This is a genomic window from Flavobacterium sp. FG139 (assembly GCF_057809695.1).
On record NZ_JBMDKL010000019.1, the window covers coordinates 1 to 18,239 of the forward strand.

Annotated in this window: 15 protein-coding genes; 5 read left to right on the top strand and 10 right to left on the bottom strand. The window is 33.9% G+C overall.

Annotated features, from left to right (window positions below; genetic code table 11):
* Window positions 1-212: 212 nt before the first annotated feature.
* From ACODSI_RS13830 to ACODSI_RS13850, 5 genes are all read right to left on the bottom strand, one after another.
* Window positions 213-779: a hypothetical protein gene (locus tag ACODSI_RS13830; protein ID WP_488917451.1), complete on the bottom strand. Its 567-nt coding sequence runs from the start codon at window positions 777-779 to the stop codon at window positions 213-215.
* A 108-nt stretch (window positions 780-887) separates the two neighbouring features.
* Window positions 888-2,639, bottom strand: coding sequence for a tyrosine-type recombinase/integrase (locus tag ACODSI_RS13835; protein ID WP_488917452.1), 1,752 nt, complete (start codon window positions 2,637-2,639; stop codon window positions 888-890).
* A 140-nt stretch (window positions 2,640-2,779) separates the two neighbouring features.
* Entirely contained in the window at window positions 2,780-3,424 is a 645-nt protein-coding gene (locus ACODSI_RS13840; RefSeq protein ID WP_488917453.1) for a hypothetical protein, read from the bottom strand.
* Window positions 3,425-3,485: 61 nt separating this feature from the next.
* Complete coding sequence (locus ACODSI_RS13845; RefSeq protein ID WP_488917454.1) at window positions 3,486-3,902, bottom strand: hypothetical protein; 417 nt, start codon at window positions 3,900-3,902, stop codon at window positions 3,486-3,488.
* A 148-nt stretch (window positions 3,903-4,050) separates the two neighbouring features.
* A complete protein-coding gene (locus ACODSI_RS13850; RefSeq protein WP_488917455.1) occupies window positions 4,051-5,253 on the bottom strand; it encodes an aminotransferase class I/II-fold pyridoxal phosphate-dependent enzyme in 1,203 nt (400 codons plus the stop codon).
* Window positions 5,254-5,438: 185 nt separating this feature from the next.
* Here ACODSI_RS13850 and ACODSI_RS13855 point away from each other — a divergent pair, with 185 nt between their 5' ends.
* Window positions 5,439-5,891, top strand: coding sequence for an Lrp/AsnC family transcriptional regulator (locus tag ACODSI_RS13855; RefSeq protein WP_488917456.1), 453 nt, complete (start codon window positions 5,439-5,441; stop codon window positions 5,889-5,891).
* Between the two features lie 8 nt (window positions 5,892-5,899).
* Here the strand turns inward: ACODSI_RS13855 and ACODSI_RS13860 are convergent, their stop codons facing one another.
* Both ACODSI_RS13860 and pckA read right to left on the bottom strand, forming a co-directional pair.
* The gene (locus ACODSI_RS13860) at window positions 5,900-7,270 is read right to left on the bottom strand and encodes a threonine/serine exporter family protein (RefSeq protein WP_488917457.1); all 1,371 of its coding nucleotides are present in this window, start codon (window positions 7,268-7,270) and stop codon (window positions 5,900-5,902) included.
* Window positions 7,271-7,336: 66 nt separating this feature from the next.
* Window positions 7,337-8,938 (bottom strand): phosphoenolpyruvate carboxykinase (ATP), encoded by a 1,602-nt coding sequence (gene pckA / locus ACODSI_RS13865; protein WP_488917458.1) that lies wholly within the window; start codon window positions 8,936-8,938, stop codon window positions 7,337-7,339.
* 352 nt (window positions 8,939-9,290) lie between these two features.
* On the opposite strand from pckA, the gene lpdA reads away from it, so the two are divergent.
* The gene (lpdA, locus tag ACODSI_RS13870) at window positions 9,291-10,694 is read left to right on the top strand and encodes a dihydrolipoyl dehydrogenase (protein WP_488917459.1); all 1,404 of its coding nucleotides are present in this window, start codon (window positions 9,291-9,293) and stop codon (window positions 10,692-10,694) included.
* Window positions 10,695-10,762: 68 nt separating this feature from the next.
* On the opposite strand, the gene ACODSI_RS13875 is transcribed toward lpdA, so the two are convergent.
* Together ACODSI_RS13875 and ACODSI_RS13880 are read right to left on the bottom strand one after the other, a co-directional pair.
* Complete coding sequence (locus ACODSI_RS13875; RefSeq protein WP_488917460.1) at window positions 10,763-11,137, bottom strand: DoxX family membrane protein; 375 nt, start codon at window positions 11,135-11,137, stop codon at window positions 10,763-10,765.
* A 90-nt stretch (window positions 11,138-11,227) separates the two neighbouring features.
* A complete protein-coding gene (locus ACODSI_RS13880) occupies window positions 11,228-12,133 on the bottom strand; it encodes a DUF4349 domain-containing protein (protein ID WP_488917461.1) in 906 nt (301 codons plus the stop codon).
* A 199-nt stretch (window positions 12,134-12,332) separates the two neighbouring features.
* Between ACODSI_RS13880 and ACODSI_RS13885 the strand changes: the two genes are divergently transcribed.
* From ACODSI_RS13885 to ACODSI_RS13895, 3 genes are read left to right on the top strand one after another with little or no spacing between them, the layout of a single operon-like run.
* On the top strand, window positions 12,333-13,622 hold the full coding sequence (locus ACODSI_RS13885) for an anthranilate synthase component I family protein (protein ID WP_488917462.1): 1,290 nt from the start codon (window positions 12,333-12,335) through the stop codon (window positions 13,620-13,622).
* 22 nt (window positions 13,623-13,644) lie between these two features.
* Window positions 13,645-14,955: a tRNA lysidine(34) synthetase TilS gene (gene tilS / locus ACODSI_RS13890; RefSeq protein WP_488917463.1), complete on the top strand. Its 1,311-nt coding sequence runs from the start codon at window positions 13,645-13,647 to the stop codon at window positions 14,953-14,955.
* On the top strand, window positions 14,955-16,967 hold the full coding sequence (locus tag ACODSI_RS13895) for a protein-disulfide reductase DsbD family protein (RefSeq protein ID WP_488917464.1): 2,013 nt from the start codon (window positions 14,955-14,957) through the stop codon (window positions 16,965-16,967). The genes tilS and ACODSI_RS13895 overlap by 1 nt, the downstream gene beginning before the upstream one ends.
* 40 nt (window positions 16,968-17,007) lie before the next feature.
* On the opposite strand, the gene ACODSI_RS13900 is transcribed toward ACODSI_RS13895, so the two are convergent.
* Entirely contained in the window at window positions 17,008-18,195 is a 1,188-nt protein-coding gene (locus ACODSI_RS13900) for a sensor histidine kinase (protein WP_488917465.1), read from the bottom strand.
* Window positions 18,196-18,239 lie beyond the last annotated feature (44 nt).

Consider the following 18,239-nt stretch of genomic DNA (forward strand, 5'->3'; position numbering starts at 1 on the left):
TCAAGTATTTCATTGCTTTTTTAAAGATATACGTCATAAATTGCCACTAACGTTCCCAGGCTTTGCGCTGTTGCGTATTTTCAAGACTGACGATAACAAATATACCTAAAACTTTGAAAGAAAAAACCTGATTAAAAGAAAAAAAATATTCACTAATGATTTCCGAAAATCCCAAGCCAAGCAATAGCGCAAAACCTGTGTTGGGCGATGTTTTAATTATGTTCAAAACTCTCAAGACATTTTATCATCATACTCATATTTGTTTTTAAATCATCTTTTATTTGACAACCTGCATATAGTTGATAAAAAACTCCTTTTTCTTTACTTTTTACAATGAAAAATATTGATTCTAGTGAATTTTCATTTTCAGATTTTGTGTGTATGAAATAGGAATCATATTTTAAAAGTTTTGTTTTTCCGGATTCTATTGCTTTTGGATATTCAATTGTCTTTCCGTTATTTTTCAAGAGCGATTTATATTCAAGTTCTAAATCTGTGTTATTTTCAAAACTTTTATATTTAACAATCGACATTATCCTAGTATATTTAGTTATTGAATCAGTTTTCCCGATATCTATTGCTAGTAAGATATTCTTATTATGATAATCTTCAATTTTCCATTCCCAATTTTTAGGAATTGTTATTGAAAAATCTTTGTTAGGATAAGAAATTTGTGTTTTTGCATATTTCACAGGATAGTTAGAATACTCTTCAACGGTAGTATACTTTTTAGTACAAGAGATTAAAAAAAAGATAAAAAAATATTTAAGAAGTTTCATAATCAAACTTATATTATTTTAAAATACTAAACGTTGTCTTTTGGATATTCTAAAATATCGCTCCAACTAGTAAATATCATCAAAGATATACATCTTTTTGAATGTTTTTTAGTGGTCATTGATTTTTTTGTTACTATTTACATTTACCATTCGGTCTAGTGGACTTTGGATTTTATCGACTGCTGTTTTGGTAAGATGCGTGTAGATGGTGGTGGTTTTAATACTGGAGTGCCCTAAGAATTGTTGGATGTATCTTATGTCTGTGCCGTTTTCTAATAGATGGGTAGCAAAACTGTGACGCAGCGTGTGTACTGTTGCTTTTTTTTCTAGGCCCGATTTCTTGATGGCGTCTCGCATTACTTGCTGTACGCTACCAGTGCTGTAGGGTTCACTTGCAAATTGTCCTTCAAACACATAATAGGTTCCTTTGTACAGTTGTTTGTAAATCTCCAGTGATTGTACAATAGAGTAGGGTAACATTACCATTCGATCTTTCTTGCCTTTTGCATTTTTGATGTGAATTTTGTGTTCGCTAAATAAGATATCGCTCCATTTTAATTGCACAATTTCACTTACTCGAAGTCCGGCACCATAACCAATTAATAGCAATAGCTTGTGTTTTGGATTGTCGACTACTTGAAATATTCTTAAACATTCTTCCATTGTCAATACAGAAGGTAATTTTTTCTCTTTTTTTGGTCGTGGAATACTGATTTCGAAAGAACTTCTACCCAATACTTGCTTATAGTAGAATTGTAATCCATTCACCATACTGTGTCCTGATGTTGCCGAAAGTCCTTGTTCCATTAATGAGCCTAAATATTTTATGACTTCTTTATGGGTGATCAATTCGGGATTCTCAAAGTCAAAATGTCTCATGAATTGTATGAAACTACTACTGTATGTTAACAAGGTTGAACTGCTGTAATTCAGAGCCAATAGTTGATCCACAAAATCGGATATATACGGCATTCCTTTTTCGGGAACTCTATTGAAAATGTTTTCTTTAGTCTTGGTTAAATCTTGTTTTTTCTTATTTGGCAAATGTTTTTTCTGCAAATACAATTTGGGTAATTCGTTGTTGACTAGTATTTCAAACGCTTCCATTTGAAGTTGAATACTTTCTAAAACAATTGGCGCAGCAGGCAATAAATAGCAATCTTTAATTTTGCTGTAGCGGGCCATTGAAAAGCGTTTTAGTTTTTCGTGAACGGCTATGATCTTAGGAACATAAACTTCTATCCAAGCGCTATCTTCTGGATGCGGAAGAATCCGAATCATTTGTCCTCTGTAATTGATGTCTTTTGAGATGTAATCATCTCCAAAAAAAGGCGATGTCATTAAGATGTTCTCTACATTTTCTTTAACCTTTGGGTTGCGTAAAACCATATAGGCTTTGTAACCCGAATTCCAGTATACTCCTTTTACAGACAGAAGTTGCTTGCTGATGGTTTCGTTGTAATGCATTTTAAACACCCAATATTTACCGATACTGTCTAACAATTGTAAACGCATTTTTTGTGCAAACGGAATAAGAGCCGTTTTATGTTCAGGATTGCCTTTTTGGGAAGTGCCTAACTGACTTTTGCTTGTAGCTATGGGTGAAAGGTCACGGCTTTTGCCGGTCACCGATTGCGTTTTGTTGGATAATTGGGTTGTAGTGTCAATTTCTATAGTACTGAAATTATTTTTTAATAAGGCGTAGGATGCCGCAGAATAATCAAGATACCAACATTTATTGGTACTACTAAAAGCGGCTTTTATAGTTCTTAATTTTGAAATAATTTCAGAATTGTAATCAAAATAAATTCCAATTCTAAAGGCATCACGGTGCCATATTTTCCTGATAATAATTGACATAGGCGTATAAATGAAAGTACTAAAGTAGTGAAAAATGTAGTAATAAAGAAAAAAAATGGGAGTTTTTTTATCTGTGATATTGAAATTGATGCAACCCTAATTTTAAAAACATTTAGTAGAATCAAACTTTGTTTTTTAACCTATTTTATGGATTTCACCAAAACCTTTTTTCTGCTGATAATTGTAAAATCTTTATTCCAAGTGTCTTTAAAAATATAAAACTTGGAACCTAATTTGACAATTCGATTTTCGTAAGCTGGATCGTCATCAAGAAATACGTTCACCTCATTTAATAGCCGCCATTGGTTGTTATAAAAGGAATACAAACTCAAAACTCCCCAGTTGTATTGCTCCAATTCCCTAAAAATTAAGAGTTCGGCTTTGCCATCGCCGTTTACATCTTCAGTAGATTTTATGTCAATACTATAGGCTTCAATAATGATTTCAGGAATAGTGCTGTTGAATTTAATTCGGCAGTAGCACACATTTTGACCGCATTCTTTTACATAAGTGCTATCGGTTGCTTTGGCAAGATTGTTACCTAAATCTTTATCCGCAATTAGTACACGTTTATATTCTATAAAGGCACTATCAGGAACTTTATCGCCGTTAATATCGCTTAATAGTATTGCTTTTTTGATGACTTCTAGTCGTCCTATGTAAGGACGTACTAAATTTTCGGTGGTGTCTAAATCTTTTAGAGTTGCTAGTCCGTTAGTATCTTGTGCATTGAGGTTGAAATGCATCAAAATTGTACATAAAATAAAAACTACTGATTTTGACATTTTTAATTATTATATTCTACAATAGTAGGAAACAGAACTGAATCACAAGCAAGTTTGAGGTTTAATTTTCTCTCAATTCCAATAAAGTAAGTTTGTTAATATCAAATGCCATTATTTTATATTTTCTTGGGATTGTTGTATTTTCTAGATATTCAATTTCTAAAACCAAGTTTACAGTATCTAATTTCCAATTCCCTTTTTGATGATGTAGTTTTAAATCATTGCCGCAAGGCGGTATAACAGAATTGATGAACGCTCCATTTTCTAAAAATGTAATTTTAGAGCCAAATACAGTGCTGTTGGATTCTCTGGTATAAGTTACAGTTGTTTGATTTGGATTGAGTTTTAAAATCCAAGTTCCTGTGAGATTAGATTCATTTAGTGTGGTAGCATTGCTTTTTTGACCGAAACCTAAAGTAACAGTTGTTAGTATCAAAATGGTGGTTATTATCTTTTGAAGTTGTATGGATTTTATCATTGTTTGTTAGGATTTATTAGATAACGATTAACACAGCAAAAAGTTACATATGTAGATAAATTTTTGTAAAAATAAAATGTAGAACATTTAAATAAAAAAATCCGCTCAAGATAATTCTCAAGCGGATTATTATTTAGGATTGGTTTTTTTACAAAACGTTTAATGCTACCATACAAGCTTTCATGGCTTGATAGGTTCTTTCAATATCGTTGTCTAATCCTATGGAGAAACGAATTAATCCATCGGTCAATCCCATTTCTAGTTGCTCTTCTAATGGAATTTCAGATGAAGTTGAAGTGCCAGGAGCCGAGAATAATGTTTTGTAAAACCCTAAACTTACGGCTAAATACCCGAGGTTTTTTTCTTGCATTAATTCCATTAACTCGTTGGCTTTATCAATAGTTCCGACATCGATAGTCATCATACCGCCAAAACCGTATTCTGGATTGATCATGGATTTGTATAATGAATGACTTGGATGGCTCGCTAAACCTGGATACACCACTTTTAATCCGTCGTTTTCAAATTTAGTAGCCAAATACAACGCATTATAACTGTGTTGTTTCATTCGGATGTGGAGCGTTCTCAAGTTTTTCATTACCGAAGCGCTTCTCAAACTGTCCATGGTTGGACCAAGAAGCATGCTTGCTCCCGAATTTACATCTTTCAAACTGTTGATGAATTCTCTTGAAGCACAGGTAACACCTCCAACAGTATCACTACTTCCATTGATGTATTTGGTCAAACTGTGAATGACAATATCGGCGCCTAGTTTAATTGGCGCTACCGATAAGGGTGAAAACGTATTGTCAACGACTAATTTCAGATTGTGTTTTTTAGCAATTTTAGCCAAACCAGCAATATCGGCAACTTCCAACAACGGATTACTTACCGTTTCGCAATACAATACTTTTGTACTTGAATTGATAGCGGCTTCTACAACATCTAGTTTGGTAATGTCTACGAAAGTAGTTTTGATACCCAATCTTGGTGCGAAATTCTTTAGAAAAGCATACGTTCCGCCATAGATGGTTCTACTCGAGACAATGTGATCACCAGCTTGACACAGTTGTAGCAATGTTGGCGTAATGGCGCCCATTCCAGAAGCAGATACATTGGCCGTTTCGGTTCCTTCCATAGCCGCTAAAGCTTTGTCGAGGTATAAGTTACTGGGTGACGAATGACGTGAATAAAGATAACAGCCTTCGGCATTGCCTTCAAAGGTGTCAAACATGGTTTTAGCCGAAAGAAAGGTATAGGTTGACGAGTCGGAAATGGATGGGTTTACACCACCAAATTCGCCAAAATATTGTAAGTCTTGAATTTTATCGGCAGGGTTGAAGTCGTTCATAGTGTTTAGTTTGTTTAATAATGTTCAAAGTTGTTTAATATGTTTCATATTTTCAATACATTTGAAAAATATTAGATTTTTAATCTATATTAGTTTAATATTATAGATTAAAAGGCATATTAAAATGAAAATTTATCCTTTACACAAACAATTTTAAACTTTCAATATTTAAATCCAAAAATAAAATGGACGTTACCGATAAAAAACTCTTGCAATTGCTTCAGTCGGATACCAAGAAAACCACTAAAGAGTTATCTTTAAAACTTAATCTTTCGGTTACTGCGGTGTATGAACGAATTAAAAAATTAGAACGTGAGGGCATCATTGATAAGTATGTTGCTTTGTTGAATAGAAACAAAATCAATAAAGGATTTGTGGTGTTTTGTCATATCAAGCTTATTCAACATTCGAAAGATTTTTTAACCAAATTTGAAAGTGAAGTGGTACAGCTTGCTGAAGTATTGGAGTGTTTTCACGTCAGTGGTGATTATGATTATATTTTAAAAATTTGCGTTAAAGACATGGAAGAATACCGCGAGTTTATGGTAACCAAACTGACTACTTTGCAGCATATAGGAAGTACACACAGTACGTTTATGATTGGTGAAGTTAAAAATACTACAGCTTTTATAGTGTAGATTGTTATTTATTTTGACTGTTTTTTTTGGAAGTAAAATTCAATTAATCGGTTTAAATCATTTCCCTTTACCGAATGATTTTTGAAAACAATAGTAGCAATTGCTACACCAAAGGCTAGTGCAAATACGATAAATATTGCCGAAATTCCGAAACTGAACGTTTGAATTACATCGTCTACCCTTTGAGGTTCACCATTGGGGTTCATAACCCAATTAATCATGCCCATCATGAATTTGTAACTTAACAAGCCTGGAATCATATTGATTACGGCTGGAATGGTAAAAACTAATGGCGGAGTATGAGTGCGATGGGCAAAATACATTCCAGAAATTCCCACGAAGCAAGAAGCGCAGAACACAGCAAATATTTGTCCGAAATTTAGTTCAACATTGAGATAATATTTTAGCATAAAACCTAATCCGCCTAATAAAAAAACTACCCATAAAGCACGTTTTGGAGTGTTGAATAAAATCGCAAATCCCACAGAAGTGATGCCTCCTAAAATGAATTTTGATAGTAATACAAGGCTGTTGGAATTTGATTGGTCCATGGTGATTGTATTTTGCAGCTCAGAAAAATCAAAAAGAATAGGAACCGAATTTTCTTGATGGAATAAATAATTACTGAAGAAAAATCCACTAGCAATGGCCGAAATGATTAGTAAGCTGTAAATTAATTTAGAACTTCCGGCTTCAATAAAACTTTCGAGATAATCGATAAACGAATTGATTAAAAATACACCAGGCACCAAGTAAAGCACAGAAACCGCAAGTGCTTCTTCGACTTTTATATTGAAAAGAGCTCCGAGAACATGAATTATTGAAACCGATACTATCGTAACTAGAAAAACAGAAAAGTAAGTATTATAACTTTTTGACCTGAAAAAGCGGAGCAACCCAAAGCCGGTAAGAGTTGATATAAATGCAATTAAAGCTTGCAATCCATCACCATTGAATAAAAGACAAAGTGCTACTGTTGCTAGGGAAATAGCGCTGTAAATTGTTTTTGTTTGATAAACAATTCTATGCTTGATGTCTTTTAAAGTCGACTTAATTGTAGCTAATCCTATTTTATTTTCTAGAACTTCCCAAGATAAAATACTGATTTCAGAAACGGTTTCGAAGTTGATGCCTTTTAATTTGATGCTTTTTGATAAGGTATATTTTTTTTCAGAATTATCTTTATAAATTGAAATTACTATTCCGTTGAACATTAAAACTAATTCTACATTGTATTCTAAACCTTTGGCTATTCGTTCAATATTTCTAGTAATGCGTGCATTGTGTGTACCGCTTGAGTGCAATAACACTACAATTTCGGCTAAAACCTCTAAGGTTTCGTTAGCCTCTTTGTCAATATCAACGAGATTAGGTTTCATTATTTAGAAAGTTAAAATAATAAGCCACTAAGATAGTGTTAAATTAGTGGCTTATTCCAAAAAAAATTATAAACTTGGGCCAGCTGCCACCAATCGTTTGCCTTCTTCTGTATTCGTATATTGTTCAAAGTTTTTATTGTACAAGGCTACTAATTTTTTAGTTTTAGTTTCCCATTCTGCTGCATCGGCATAGGTTGTTCTTGGGTCCAAAATATCATCAACATTAGCTAATGTTTTTGGAGCAGTTAAGTTCAAGAAAGGAACTTTTACAGTTTCTGCATTTTCAATACTTCCATCAATGATGGCATCGATTATCGCACGAGTGTTTTTTAAAGAAATACGTTTTCCTGTGCCGTTCCAACCGGTGTTAACTAAATAGGCTTTGGCGTTGTGTTCTTTCATTTTGGCGACCAATGTTTTAGAATACATCGTTGGATGCAAGGTTAAGAACGCTTCACCAAAAGCAGGAGAGAATGAGGGTTGCGGTTCAGTTATTCCACATTCAGTTCCGGCTAATTTAGAGGTAAATCCACATAAAAAATGGTATTGTGCTTGATCTTCATCCAGGATAGAAACTGGAGGTAATACGCCAAAAGCATCGGCAGATAAATAGATTATTTTGCTTGCATGACCTGCTTTAGAAGGAAGAACAATTTTATTGATGTTGTAAATGGGATAGGATACTCGAGAGTTTTCAGTGATGGAATGGTCGTAATAATCGACTTCGCCATATTCGTTAACGACTACATTTTCTAACAAAGCGTCACGTTTGATAGCTCTCCAAATATCAGGTTCGTTTTCTTCAGACAAATCGATTACTTTAGCATAACAACCGCCTTCGTAGTTAAAAACACCATTGTCATCCCAGCCGTGTTCATCATCACCAATTAAATAGCGTTTTGGATCGGCAGAAAGTGTTGTTTTACCTGTTCCAGAAAGGCCGAAGAAGATAGCAACATCGCCTTTTTCGCCTACATTAGCAGAACAGTGCATAGATGCCATGCCTTTCAGTGGCAGATAATAGTTCATCATAGAGAACATTCCTTTTTTCATTTCGCCACCATACCAAGTGCCGCCAATGATTTGAATTTTTTCGGTAAGATTGAACAACACAAAATTTTCTGAATTCAATCCCATTTTTTGCCAATCGGGATTGGTGGTCTTAGATCCGTTCATCACAATAAAATCGGGTTTGCCAAAATTCTCCAATTCATAAATAGATGGACGAATGAACATATTGGTGACAAAGTGTGCTTGCCATGCGACCTCCATGACAAAACGTACTTTCAATCGAGTATCGGCATTGGTTCCGCAAAAGGCATCGACCACATACAATTTTTTAGAAGCAGAAAGTTGTTTTAAAACCAAATGTTTCAACTCGCTCCATACTTCTTGAGTAGTTGGGAAGTTTACTTTATCGTCCCAATAAATGGTGTCTTTGGTAATGTCATCTTTTACTATATAACGATCTTTAGGAGAACGACCTGTGAATATACCTGTTTTTACAGCTACAGCACCAGAATCGGTTAGGGCACCTTTTTCAAATCCTTTTCTAAAATGAGACGTTTCGGCTTGAAACAATTCTTCGTAAGTTGGATTGTATACGACTTCATGATATCCGGTTATTCCTAATTCGTGTAATTCTTGTATGATTTTGATATTTTTCATGATGAAAAGATTTTTTAATTTATTTAACGTATTATAGGCTTAATTTTATACTTCAAAGTTCCAATAGTAAGCGGTTAAATAAGCTGATAATTATCATAAAAAAAATAAATCTACGAAATCGTTTTCTTTGTGTAGCAAGGGTTTAAAAGGGTTTTAGGTTTGTTTCTTTGGAAAGATAGTTGCTTCGTTGGAATGAAAGATTATTTGTTTTTATATCAAAAGATTATTGGTTCTCTTACTGTTTTTGTTGTTGAAATTGAAATTGATTTTTGTATTTGTTTTTGTAATTGCTATTGAATTTTAATTCGTAATTTTGCATAACAATTTTTAAAAACACACTAAATAATATAACATGAGTTCATTTGACGTAGTCATCATAGGTTCGGGTCCAGGCGGATATGTTTCGGCAATTCGTTGTGCCCAATTAGGTTTTAAAACTGCCATTATCGAAAAATATTCAACTCTAGGTGGAACCTGTCTAAATGTAGGTTGTATTCCTTCTAAAGCATTGTTAGCCTCTTCACACCATTATGAAGAATTGCAACATTTTGCCGATCACGGAATTGAAGTTTCGGGAGCAGTGAAAGTAAATTTGGAAAAAATGATTGCGCGTAAGCAAGCAGTTGTTGACCAAACCAGTGGTGGCGTTAAGTTTTTAATGGATAAAAATAAAATTACCGTTTTTGAAGGATTGGGTTCTTTTGTAGATGCAACTCATGTGGCTATTGCCAAAGCAGATGGAACTTCAGAAACTATTGAAGCTAAAAATATCATTATCGCTACCGGCTCTAAACCATCGAGTTTACCTTTTATTAAATTGGATAAAGAGCGTATCATTACTTCAACAGAAGCCTTAAAATTGCCAGAAGTACCTAAACATTTAGTGATTATTGGTGGTGGTGTTATCGGTATCGAATTGGGTCAAGTATACTTAAGATTAGGTGCAGAGGTTTCAGTAGTAGAATACTTAGACCGTATTATTCCTGGAATGGATGCTGGTCTTTCGAAAGAATTGACCAAAGTGTTGAAAAAACAAGGCATGAAATTCTATACGTCTCACAAAGTACAATCGGTTGACCGAAAAGGAAATGTAGTTACCGTTAAAGCCGAAAATGCTAAAGGTGAAATCGTTACTTTAGAAGGTGATTATGCTTTGGTTGCTGTTGGTCGTCGTCCGTATACAGACGGATTGAATGCTGATAAAGCAGGAGTGAAGCTAACTGAAAGAGGTATGGTAGAAGTGAATGATCATTTGCAAACGAACGTTCCGAATATTTATGCTATTGGCGATGTAGTTCGTGGCGCCATGTTGGCACACAAAGCGGAAGAAGAGGGTGTAATGGTTGCTGAAATTTTAGCAGGTCAAAAACCACATATTGATTATAATTTGATTCCGGGCGTGGTATATACTTGGCCTGAAGTAGCTGCTGTTGGTAAAACAGAGGAGCAATTGAAAGCGGATGGTGTTGCTTATAAAGCAGGAAGTTTTCCATTTAAAGCTTTAGGTAGAGCTCGTGCAGGAGGTGATATTGATGGATTTGTAAAAATCTTAGCCGATGCCAAAACCGATGAGGTTCTTGGAGTTCACATGATTGGTGCTCGTTGTGCCGATTTAATTGCTGAGGCAGTTACTGCTATGGAGTTTAGAGCATCTGCTGAAGATATTTCAAGAATGAGTCATGCGCATCCAACATTTGCAGAAGCTGTTAAAGAAGCAGCTTTGGCTGCTACAGATAATAGAGCGTTACACGTGTAAGTTAAAATTTGTTTTTTACATTATATAATTAAACCTGACAAGATTCAACATCCTGTCAGGTTTTTTATTTATGCAGTAAAAATCCCTTTATAACTATCCCATTTCGCATAAATCAAAAATAGATTTCCTATAAATAAGGCTGCTGCAATCGGAATTCCTTCAGGCATTAAGAAGACATTTATTAATAAAATGTTTAACGTCACTGGAACCAAAATTACAGCCCCAATTTTCATGAATTTTCCGGTAATAATTGTCAATCCTGCAATAAGTTCCACCGACTTAGCCAATGGTAAAATGTATTTGGAAGCCATAAATCCTTCCATTACTGTTTTCATATCTCCAACAGGTGCTGGTTGTTCTCCAAATTTAAAGAAATACGATAATGATGCAAAAAGCATTAGCCCACCTACAAGCAGTCTAACAATGAGTGTTGCAATTTTCATAATTTAAAGTTTAATTGATTAGTACAACAAATATAAGAGGTATTTGAAATAGAAAAACCACTGCTAATGAGTGGTTTATCAACAAAGTTTTCAAGATTTATTTTTCAGAATTTTTTTATATCCTAAATATCCCATACTGCCAATCAAAGCAAATGGCCATAATACCACCAGAAATGAAATGATGTTTTCTAGCATAAACCAGCCTGTTTTTACACTGTCCCACACTTGCAAACCAATATGAGGTCGATAGGCATTAATGCTTTTTTCATTTGCCACCATTTCTTGTTTGATGGTTTGATCTTGATACACCAATAGGGTTAAGGTGCTAAAGTTTACTTGATCTTTTAAAGATAAATTTTCTAAAGTTTTAGAATCATTGGCTTCTTTTTTAGCCTCTAAATTTTCTTCAGCATCAATAATTTGATTGAGTTTTTTGCCTTTGGTGTCAATGCCATTAGCGATTCTTTTTTCGGTAGTAACACTTCTGTGTTGTGCCATTTTATTGGATAACATTTGTAAAGTTACATCATCGGCCTTGATCACACGGTAATGTAAAAAACCAATTTGCTGGGCTATGGTTTTGATGACCGTATCCAACTGGGTGTTGGGTACTCGAATGGTCATGTTATTTTCAACGGTATATTTTGTAGTAACCAAAGTGCTGTCGGGACTAATTTTAGTTTTGTCTTCGTCGTTAATAGTGCTTTGTAGGTTGGTATAAGTTACAAAACCACCAAATTTACTAGTCGCATCTTCAATTATATTAGTCGATTTGTAAACATTTTTAACTTTAAATTTGATGTCGGCAGTTCTCACAAACTTACGAGTACTGTTCTTGGGTTGTACAGCTGCCGATGACGAAATTACACTGGTGCTGTCGGCGCTCATTTCGCTAGTGTCTACCGCAGCGATTGCGTTTTCTTTTTCTGCTTGTTTACAGGAAATTGCGATGCCAACTAGTAGCAAAGCAAATGCGAATTTGGTGTTTCTGTTCATAAAAATTCATTTTAAGTTATTATTGATGTAATTGTATTTAACTAAAAGATTATAAGTAGATTTATTATCAATATATAAAATGATTTTTAAGTGAATATTGGTTTTGTTTGGATAAACTAAAAACCGTGCCAAAAAATTAAAAACTTACGTTTAGCTTAAAATAAATTTGTTGTAATTTTGAGCAAATTAAATTTGTCCATTGAGAACCACAATAACTAAATCTATTGCCAAACCATCCGAATTTGTAAAACAACTTTTGTTGTGGTCCAATTCGTTTAGAGAAGTAGTTTTTTTAGATTCTAATGAGTACCATCAACACTATTCCAGTTATGATTGTGTTGCTGCCGTTGATGCGTTTACGTCCCTTAAAACCGATTACGAAAAAGCGTTTGAAGATTTGCATCAATACCAAAGTCAAACCAAAGATTGGTTGTTTGGTTATTTGTCATACGATTTAAAAAATGATACTGAAAACTTACAATCCCATAACTTTGATGGGTTAGAGTTTCCTGATTTGTTTTTTTTTCAGCCTAAGAAGCTTTTTTTACTAAAAGGAAACCAACTTGAAATTCAGTATTTATACCTGTGTGATGATGAAATGGAAGATGATTTTAATGAAATCTCTAGCATTAAAAATTCAGACAACCTTGTGCCTTCGCATAAAATGAATATTCAGCAACGTATTGCTAAAGACGATTACTTGTCTAAAGTTGAGGTAATGCTAGAACATATCCATCATGGCGCTATTTATGAAGCCAATTTTTGTATGGAATTCTTTGCTCAAAAGGCATTAATTGATCCTTTGGAAGTTTATCAAAAATTGAATGCTATTTCTGAACCACCATTTGCAGTGTATTTTAAAAACAATGATCAGTTTTTGATCTCTGCTTCACCTGAGCGTTATTTAAAGAAAGAAGCTGCTAAAGTCATTTCCCAACCCATAAAAGGTACAGCAAAACGTTATTTGGATTCTGTTTTAGACGAACAATCTAAGAACGAACTAGTGGCTAACCCTAAAGAGCGCTCCGAAAACATTATGATTGTTGATTTGGTTCGAAACGACTTATCACACACCGCCACTAAAGGTTCGGTGACCGTAGAAGAACTTTGTGGTATTTATTCTTTCAAACAAGTACATCAAATGATTTCAACGGTTGTTTCTACAGTAGATCCTACGACTTCACCTGTAGAAATTTTGAGAACTACTTTTCCAATGGGAAGCATGACAGGCGCACCTAAGATTTCGGCGATGCAAATTATTGAAAATCTGGAAGAAACCAAACGCGGATTGTACAGCGGAGCCGTAGGTTATTTTGCACCCAATGGTGATTTTGATTTTAATGTTGTAATCCGAAGTATACTGTATAATGCTAAAAATCAATACGTTTCCTTTTCTGTTGGAAGCGCCATTACTTCGTTATCCGAGCCTGAAAGCGAATACGAAGAATGTTTGTTGAAAGCCAAAGCCATGTTTGCTGTTTTGAGTTAATTATATTTCTTACTTTTGAAAGATGCTACAAAAATTACAAAACCACTTAGTTACTAATTTTTCTTTTTTATCAGGAAAACGCTTGTTTTTGGCGATTAGTGGTGGTATTGATAGCATGGTTTTATTGGATTTATTTCATAAAATGAATTATGATATTGCTGTTTTACATTGTAATTTTTCGTTGCGAAATTCTGAAAGTGACGGTGATGAAGATTTTGTGAAAGCATTTTGCAAAGCAAGACAGATTCCGATTTACATAGAAAAGTTTGATACCAAACAATTTGCCGAAGATTCTAAAACATCTATTCAAGTTGCTGCACGAAAGTTACGTTATGCCTGGTTTTATGAGCAATTAGCGCAATATAAATTTGATTTCATACTAACAGGTCATCATCTCGACGATAATTTAGAGACCTTTTTAATCAATCTTTCTCGCGGTACCGGTTTGGATGGTTTAACAGGAATTCCGGCTCAAAACGATCAAATTGTTCGGCCGTTATTACCTTTTTCTCGTGAAGAAATTGAAACGTATGCCAAAGAAAATAATTTGTCATGGCGCGAAGATTCTAGCAATGCTTCTGATAAATATCTACGCAATAAGATTCGACATCAGATTGTTCCTGTTTTAAAAGAAATCAATCCTACTTTTTTGGATTCTTTTCAAAAAACACAAAGTTATTTAAAGGAAGCACAATCGATTGTAAATGATGGAGAATACATCGTTTATCGAGAAGTTGTTACAGAAAAAGAAGACGGCACCATTTGGTTTGATTTGAAAAAACTACTTCAATTGCCCAATTATGGTGCTTATTTATACCAATGGCTTAAAGATTTCGGATTCACTGCTTGGAATGATATTTATGCGTTAGCACAGGCGCAATCGGGTAAACAGGTATTTTCAGAACACTATATTTTATTGAAGGATAGGGGTTTTTTAATCCTATTTGCCCAAGAAGAAAAGAAGGATTCAGAAGTGTTTTTGATTGAAAAGGGTCATAAAGACGTTAAAGTTCCCTTAAATATAACGTTTTGTAATGTAAGTGACATTTCGGTTACCGATGCAAATACTATCTTTGTTGATGAAGACGCATTGCAATTTCCGTTAACGATTCGGAAATGGGACGAAGGCGATTATTTTTATCCATTCGGAATGCAAGGTAAAAAGAAATTGAGCAAGTATTTTAAAGATGAAAAAATGTCTTTAATTGATAAATCAAATCAATGGATTTTATGTTCTGAAAATCAAATTGTTTGGATAATTGGAAAACGACAAGACGAACGGTTTAAAATAACAAATAAAACAACAAATAAACTACAAATACAACTGCAATAATGAGGAAAATAGTTTTTATACTTTTAGCTTTTTTAGCTTTTACAACTGGAAATTCACAGGTTAAACATCCTGTAAAATGGACATCCAATCTTGAAAAAGTTTCAGATACCGAATTCAATTTAGTTATGAATGCCACTATTGAAGAAGGTTGGCACATGTATTCTCAATTCACTCCAGCCGATGGTCCGTTGGGAATTACTCTTACATTTAAAAATCAGAAGGGCAATTTCGAATTGATGGGTAAAGCAAAAGAAACTCCCTATAAAAAAGAGTTTAATAAAGATTTTGGAGTAGACGAATATTATTTCGAAAACAAAGCTACTTTGACACAAAAGGTTAAAATTATCAATCCGAAGTGTGCCAAAATTGTGGTCAATGTTGACTTTCAAGCGTGTTTAAATGTGTGTGTAAATGATAATATTGACTTGAATTTTGTGTTGCCAGTTGTAGCTGTATCTTCTGCCGATCCTGCTGTTTCTACTATTGATACCACACAACAAAGTGTAACAAAAGTAGATTCTTTAGCTTCAGAAGTTAAAAAAGAAGCGACTTCTCCAACGGCTTCTAAACCTAAAAAAGAAGAGAAGAAAGGCTTATTAGCCATATTTTTCTTGGCTTTTTTAGGAGGGTTTGCTGCATTGTTAACCCCTTGTGTGTTTCCTATGATACCGATGACGGTGAGCTTTTTTACCAAACAAAGTAAAACTCCAGCACAAGGAAAACGAAACGCCATTATTTACGGAATTTCAATTATTGCTATATATGTTGTTTTGGGATTAGCAGTTACGGCAATTTTTGGCGCCGATGCTTTAAATGCACTTTCTACCAATGTTTGGTTTAATGTTATTTTCTTTGTCTTATTAGTTGTTTTTGCCACTTCATTTTTAGGAGCATTCGAAATTATGTTGCCAAATTCATGGGCTAATAAAGTCGATCGACAAGCGGATAGAGGTGGAATTGTAGGTATATTGTTTATGGCTTTAGCCTTGGCCATTGTATCTTTTTCGTGTACTGGACCTATCGTTGGAACGCTTTTAGTTCAAGCGGCCTCTAATGGAGGTATTGCTCCAGTAGTTGGAATGTTGGGATTTTCATCGGCTTTGGCGTTACCTTTTATGTTGTTTGCGATGTTTCCAGGTTGGATGCATTCGTTACCAAAATCGGGTGGGTGGTTGAATACGGTAAAAGTGTCGTTAGGATTTTTAGAATTAGCCTTAGCGTTCAAGTTTTTATCCAATGCCGATTTAGTATTGCAGTTGCATCATTTTGAAAGAGAAACCTTTTTAGCCATATGGATTGCTATTTTTGGAACATGGGGAATCTATTTGTTAGGAAAAATTACGCTTCCTCACGATTCGCCAATAACTCACATTTCGGTAGGAAGATTGATGCTAGCCTTATTGGTTTTGTCCTTTACATTTTACATGATTCCGGGACTTTGGGGCGCTCCTTTGAAATTAATTAGTGCTTTTCCACCGTCTGAAGAATATAGTGAAAGTCCGAATGGCGTTGGTGGTTCATCCGGATTTATATCAAATGAAAAACTACCCGATGGAGCAGAGCGCAACAAACACGGATTATTAATTTTTACAGATTATGACAAAGGGTTGGCTTATGCCAAGGAAATTAAAAAACCAGTTTTATTAGATTTTACGGGTCATGCCTGCGTAAATTGCAGAAAGATGGAAAATAATGTTTGGACCGATGTTAACGTTTCCAAAATTTTGAAAAACGATGTCGTTATCATTTCATTGTTTGCTGATGATAAAAGAGATTTACCAAAAAACGAACAATTTATTTCAAAATCAACAGGTGCTGAAATTGTAACCATTGGAGATAAATGGACCGATTTTATGATAACGAAATATAAAACCAACACACAACCTTTATATGTTTTGGTTGATGCTGAAGGAACTAATTTGAATGCAGAAACGCCAACTACAAGTTATGATCCAGATCCTAGATTATATGAAAATTGGCTGAAAGAAGGTTTGGCTAATTTCAATAAATAACTTCTATAAAAAAAAGTCTGTTGATTCAACAGACTTTTTTTTATTTTTTAATATTAATAGTAAATGTGGTGCCTACATTTATTTCAGAGGTTACTTTTATTTCACCATTTATTCGATCTAAAATTTTCTTTACAGAAGATAAACCTAAGCCAGTACCATAATCTCCATTTTTATCTCTAATATTCAAATTTTTGAATGTATAAAAAATATCCTCAAAATGTTCTGATTTCATACCAATGCCATTGTCTGAAACTTCAATAATCAATTCTTCTGGACTTTCAGTAAAGTCCACATCAATAATTATTTGTTCCTTATTATTGTATTTAATTCCATTTTCAACTAAATTCATTAAGATTTGAATCAAAGCATATTTACTAATTTTAAGAGAACAATAGGGACTTGAAAAATTAATGGTAATGTTCGGACTGACTTTAAACATTGATTTTATTTCATCAATAACCTCGCTAATTTTGAACTCTTCTTTAGTTGTTAAATCTACATTATCTAATTTATAATAGGATAGAACACCATCAACATATTTTTTCAATTGTAATGAACATTCTTCAATCAAATACAAATATTCTTTATCTTCATTGCGGTATTCCGAATCAGAGTTTTCTTTAATCAATCCAATAATTGAAATGATGTTATTTAATGGAGATTTCATGTCGTGCGATATCACTCCGGCAAATTTTTCTAATTCTGAGTATTTATAATATAAATCTTCATTATACTCTCTTAAGTTATCGTATTTTCTTCTGATTTTAAATAACTCAGAAGCTTGAACTGCAAGTATTTCTAATGATTTAATTTGCTTTTCGGTCAATGATTTATTTACATTATCTATAACACATAATGTTCCTAAAATAGCACCTGAATCCTTGTCTTTGATTGGAACACCAGCATAGAATCCTTCATCGGTAAAACCATTAATTAATCCTATTTTTCTAAATTCAGCATCCTCCATTAATTTTTCAATCACAACAGTTTCTGCTGAACGTGCAATAGCTATAGAACAAAAAGAAACCTCTCTTGGAACTTCGTCAAGAGTTAATCCTACTTTTGATTTATACCACTGACGGTATTTGTCAATTAATGAAATTGTAGATACAGGCGTGTTGCACAATGTTGAGGCTAAGTAAGTTATGTTGTCAAATTCTGCCTCTGCTTCTTTATCAAGTATATCATACTGATAGAGAATTTCTAGTCTTTTTTCTTCGTTAATCATTGTTAGGTAGTTTGGGTAATTCCATTTACGAGGAATTTCCAAGT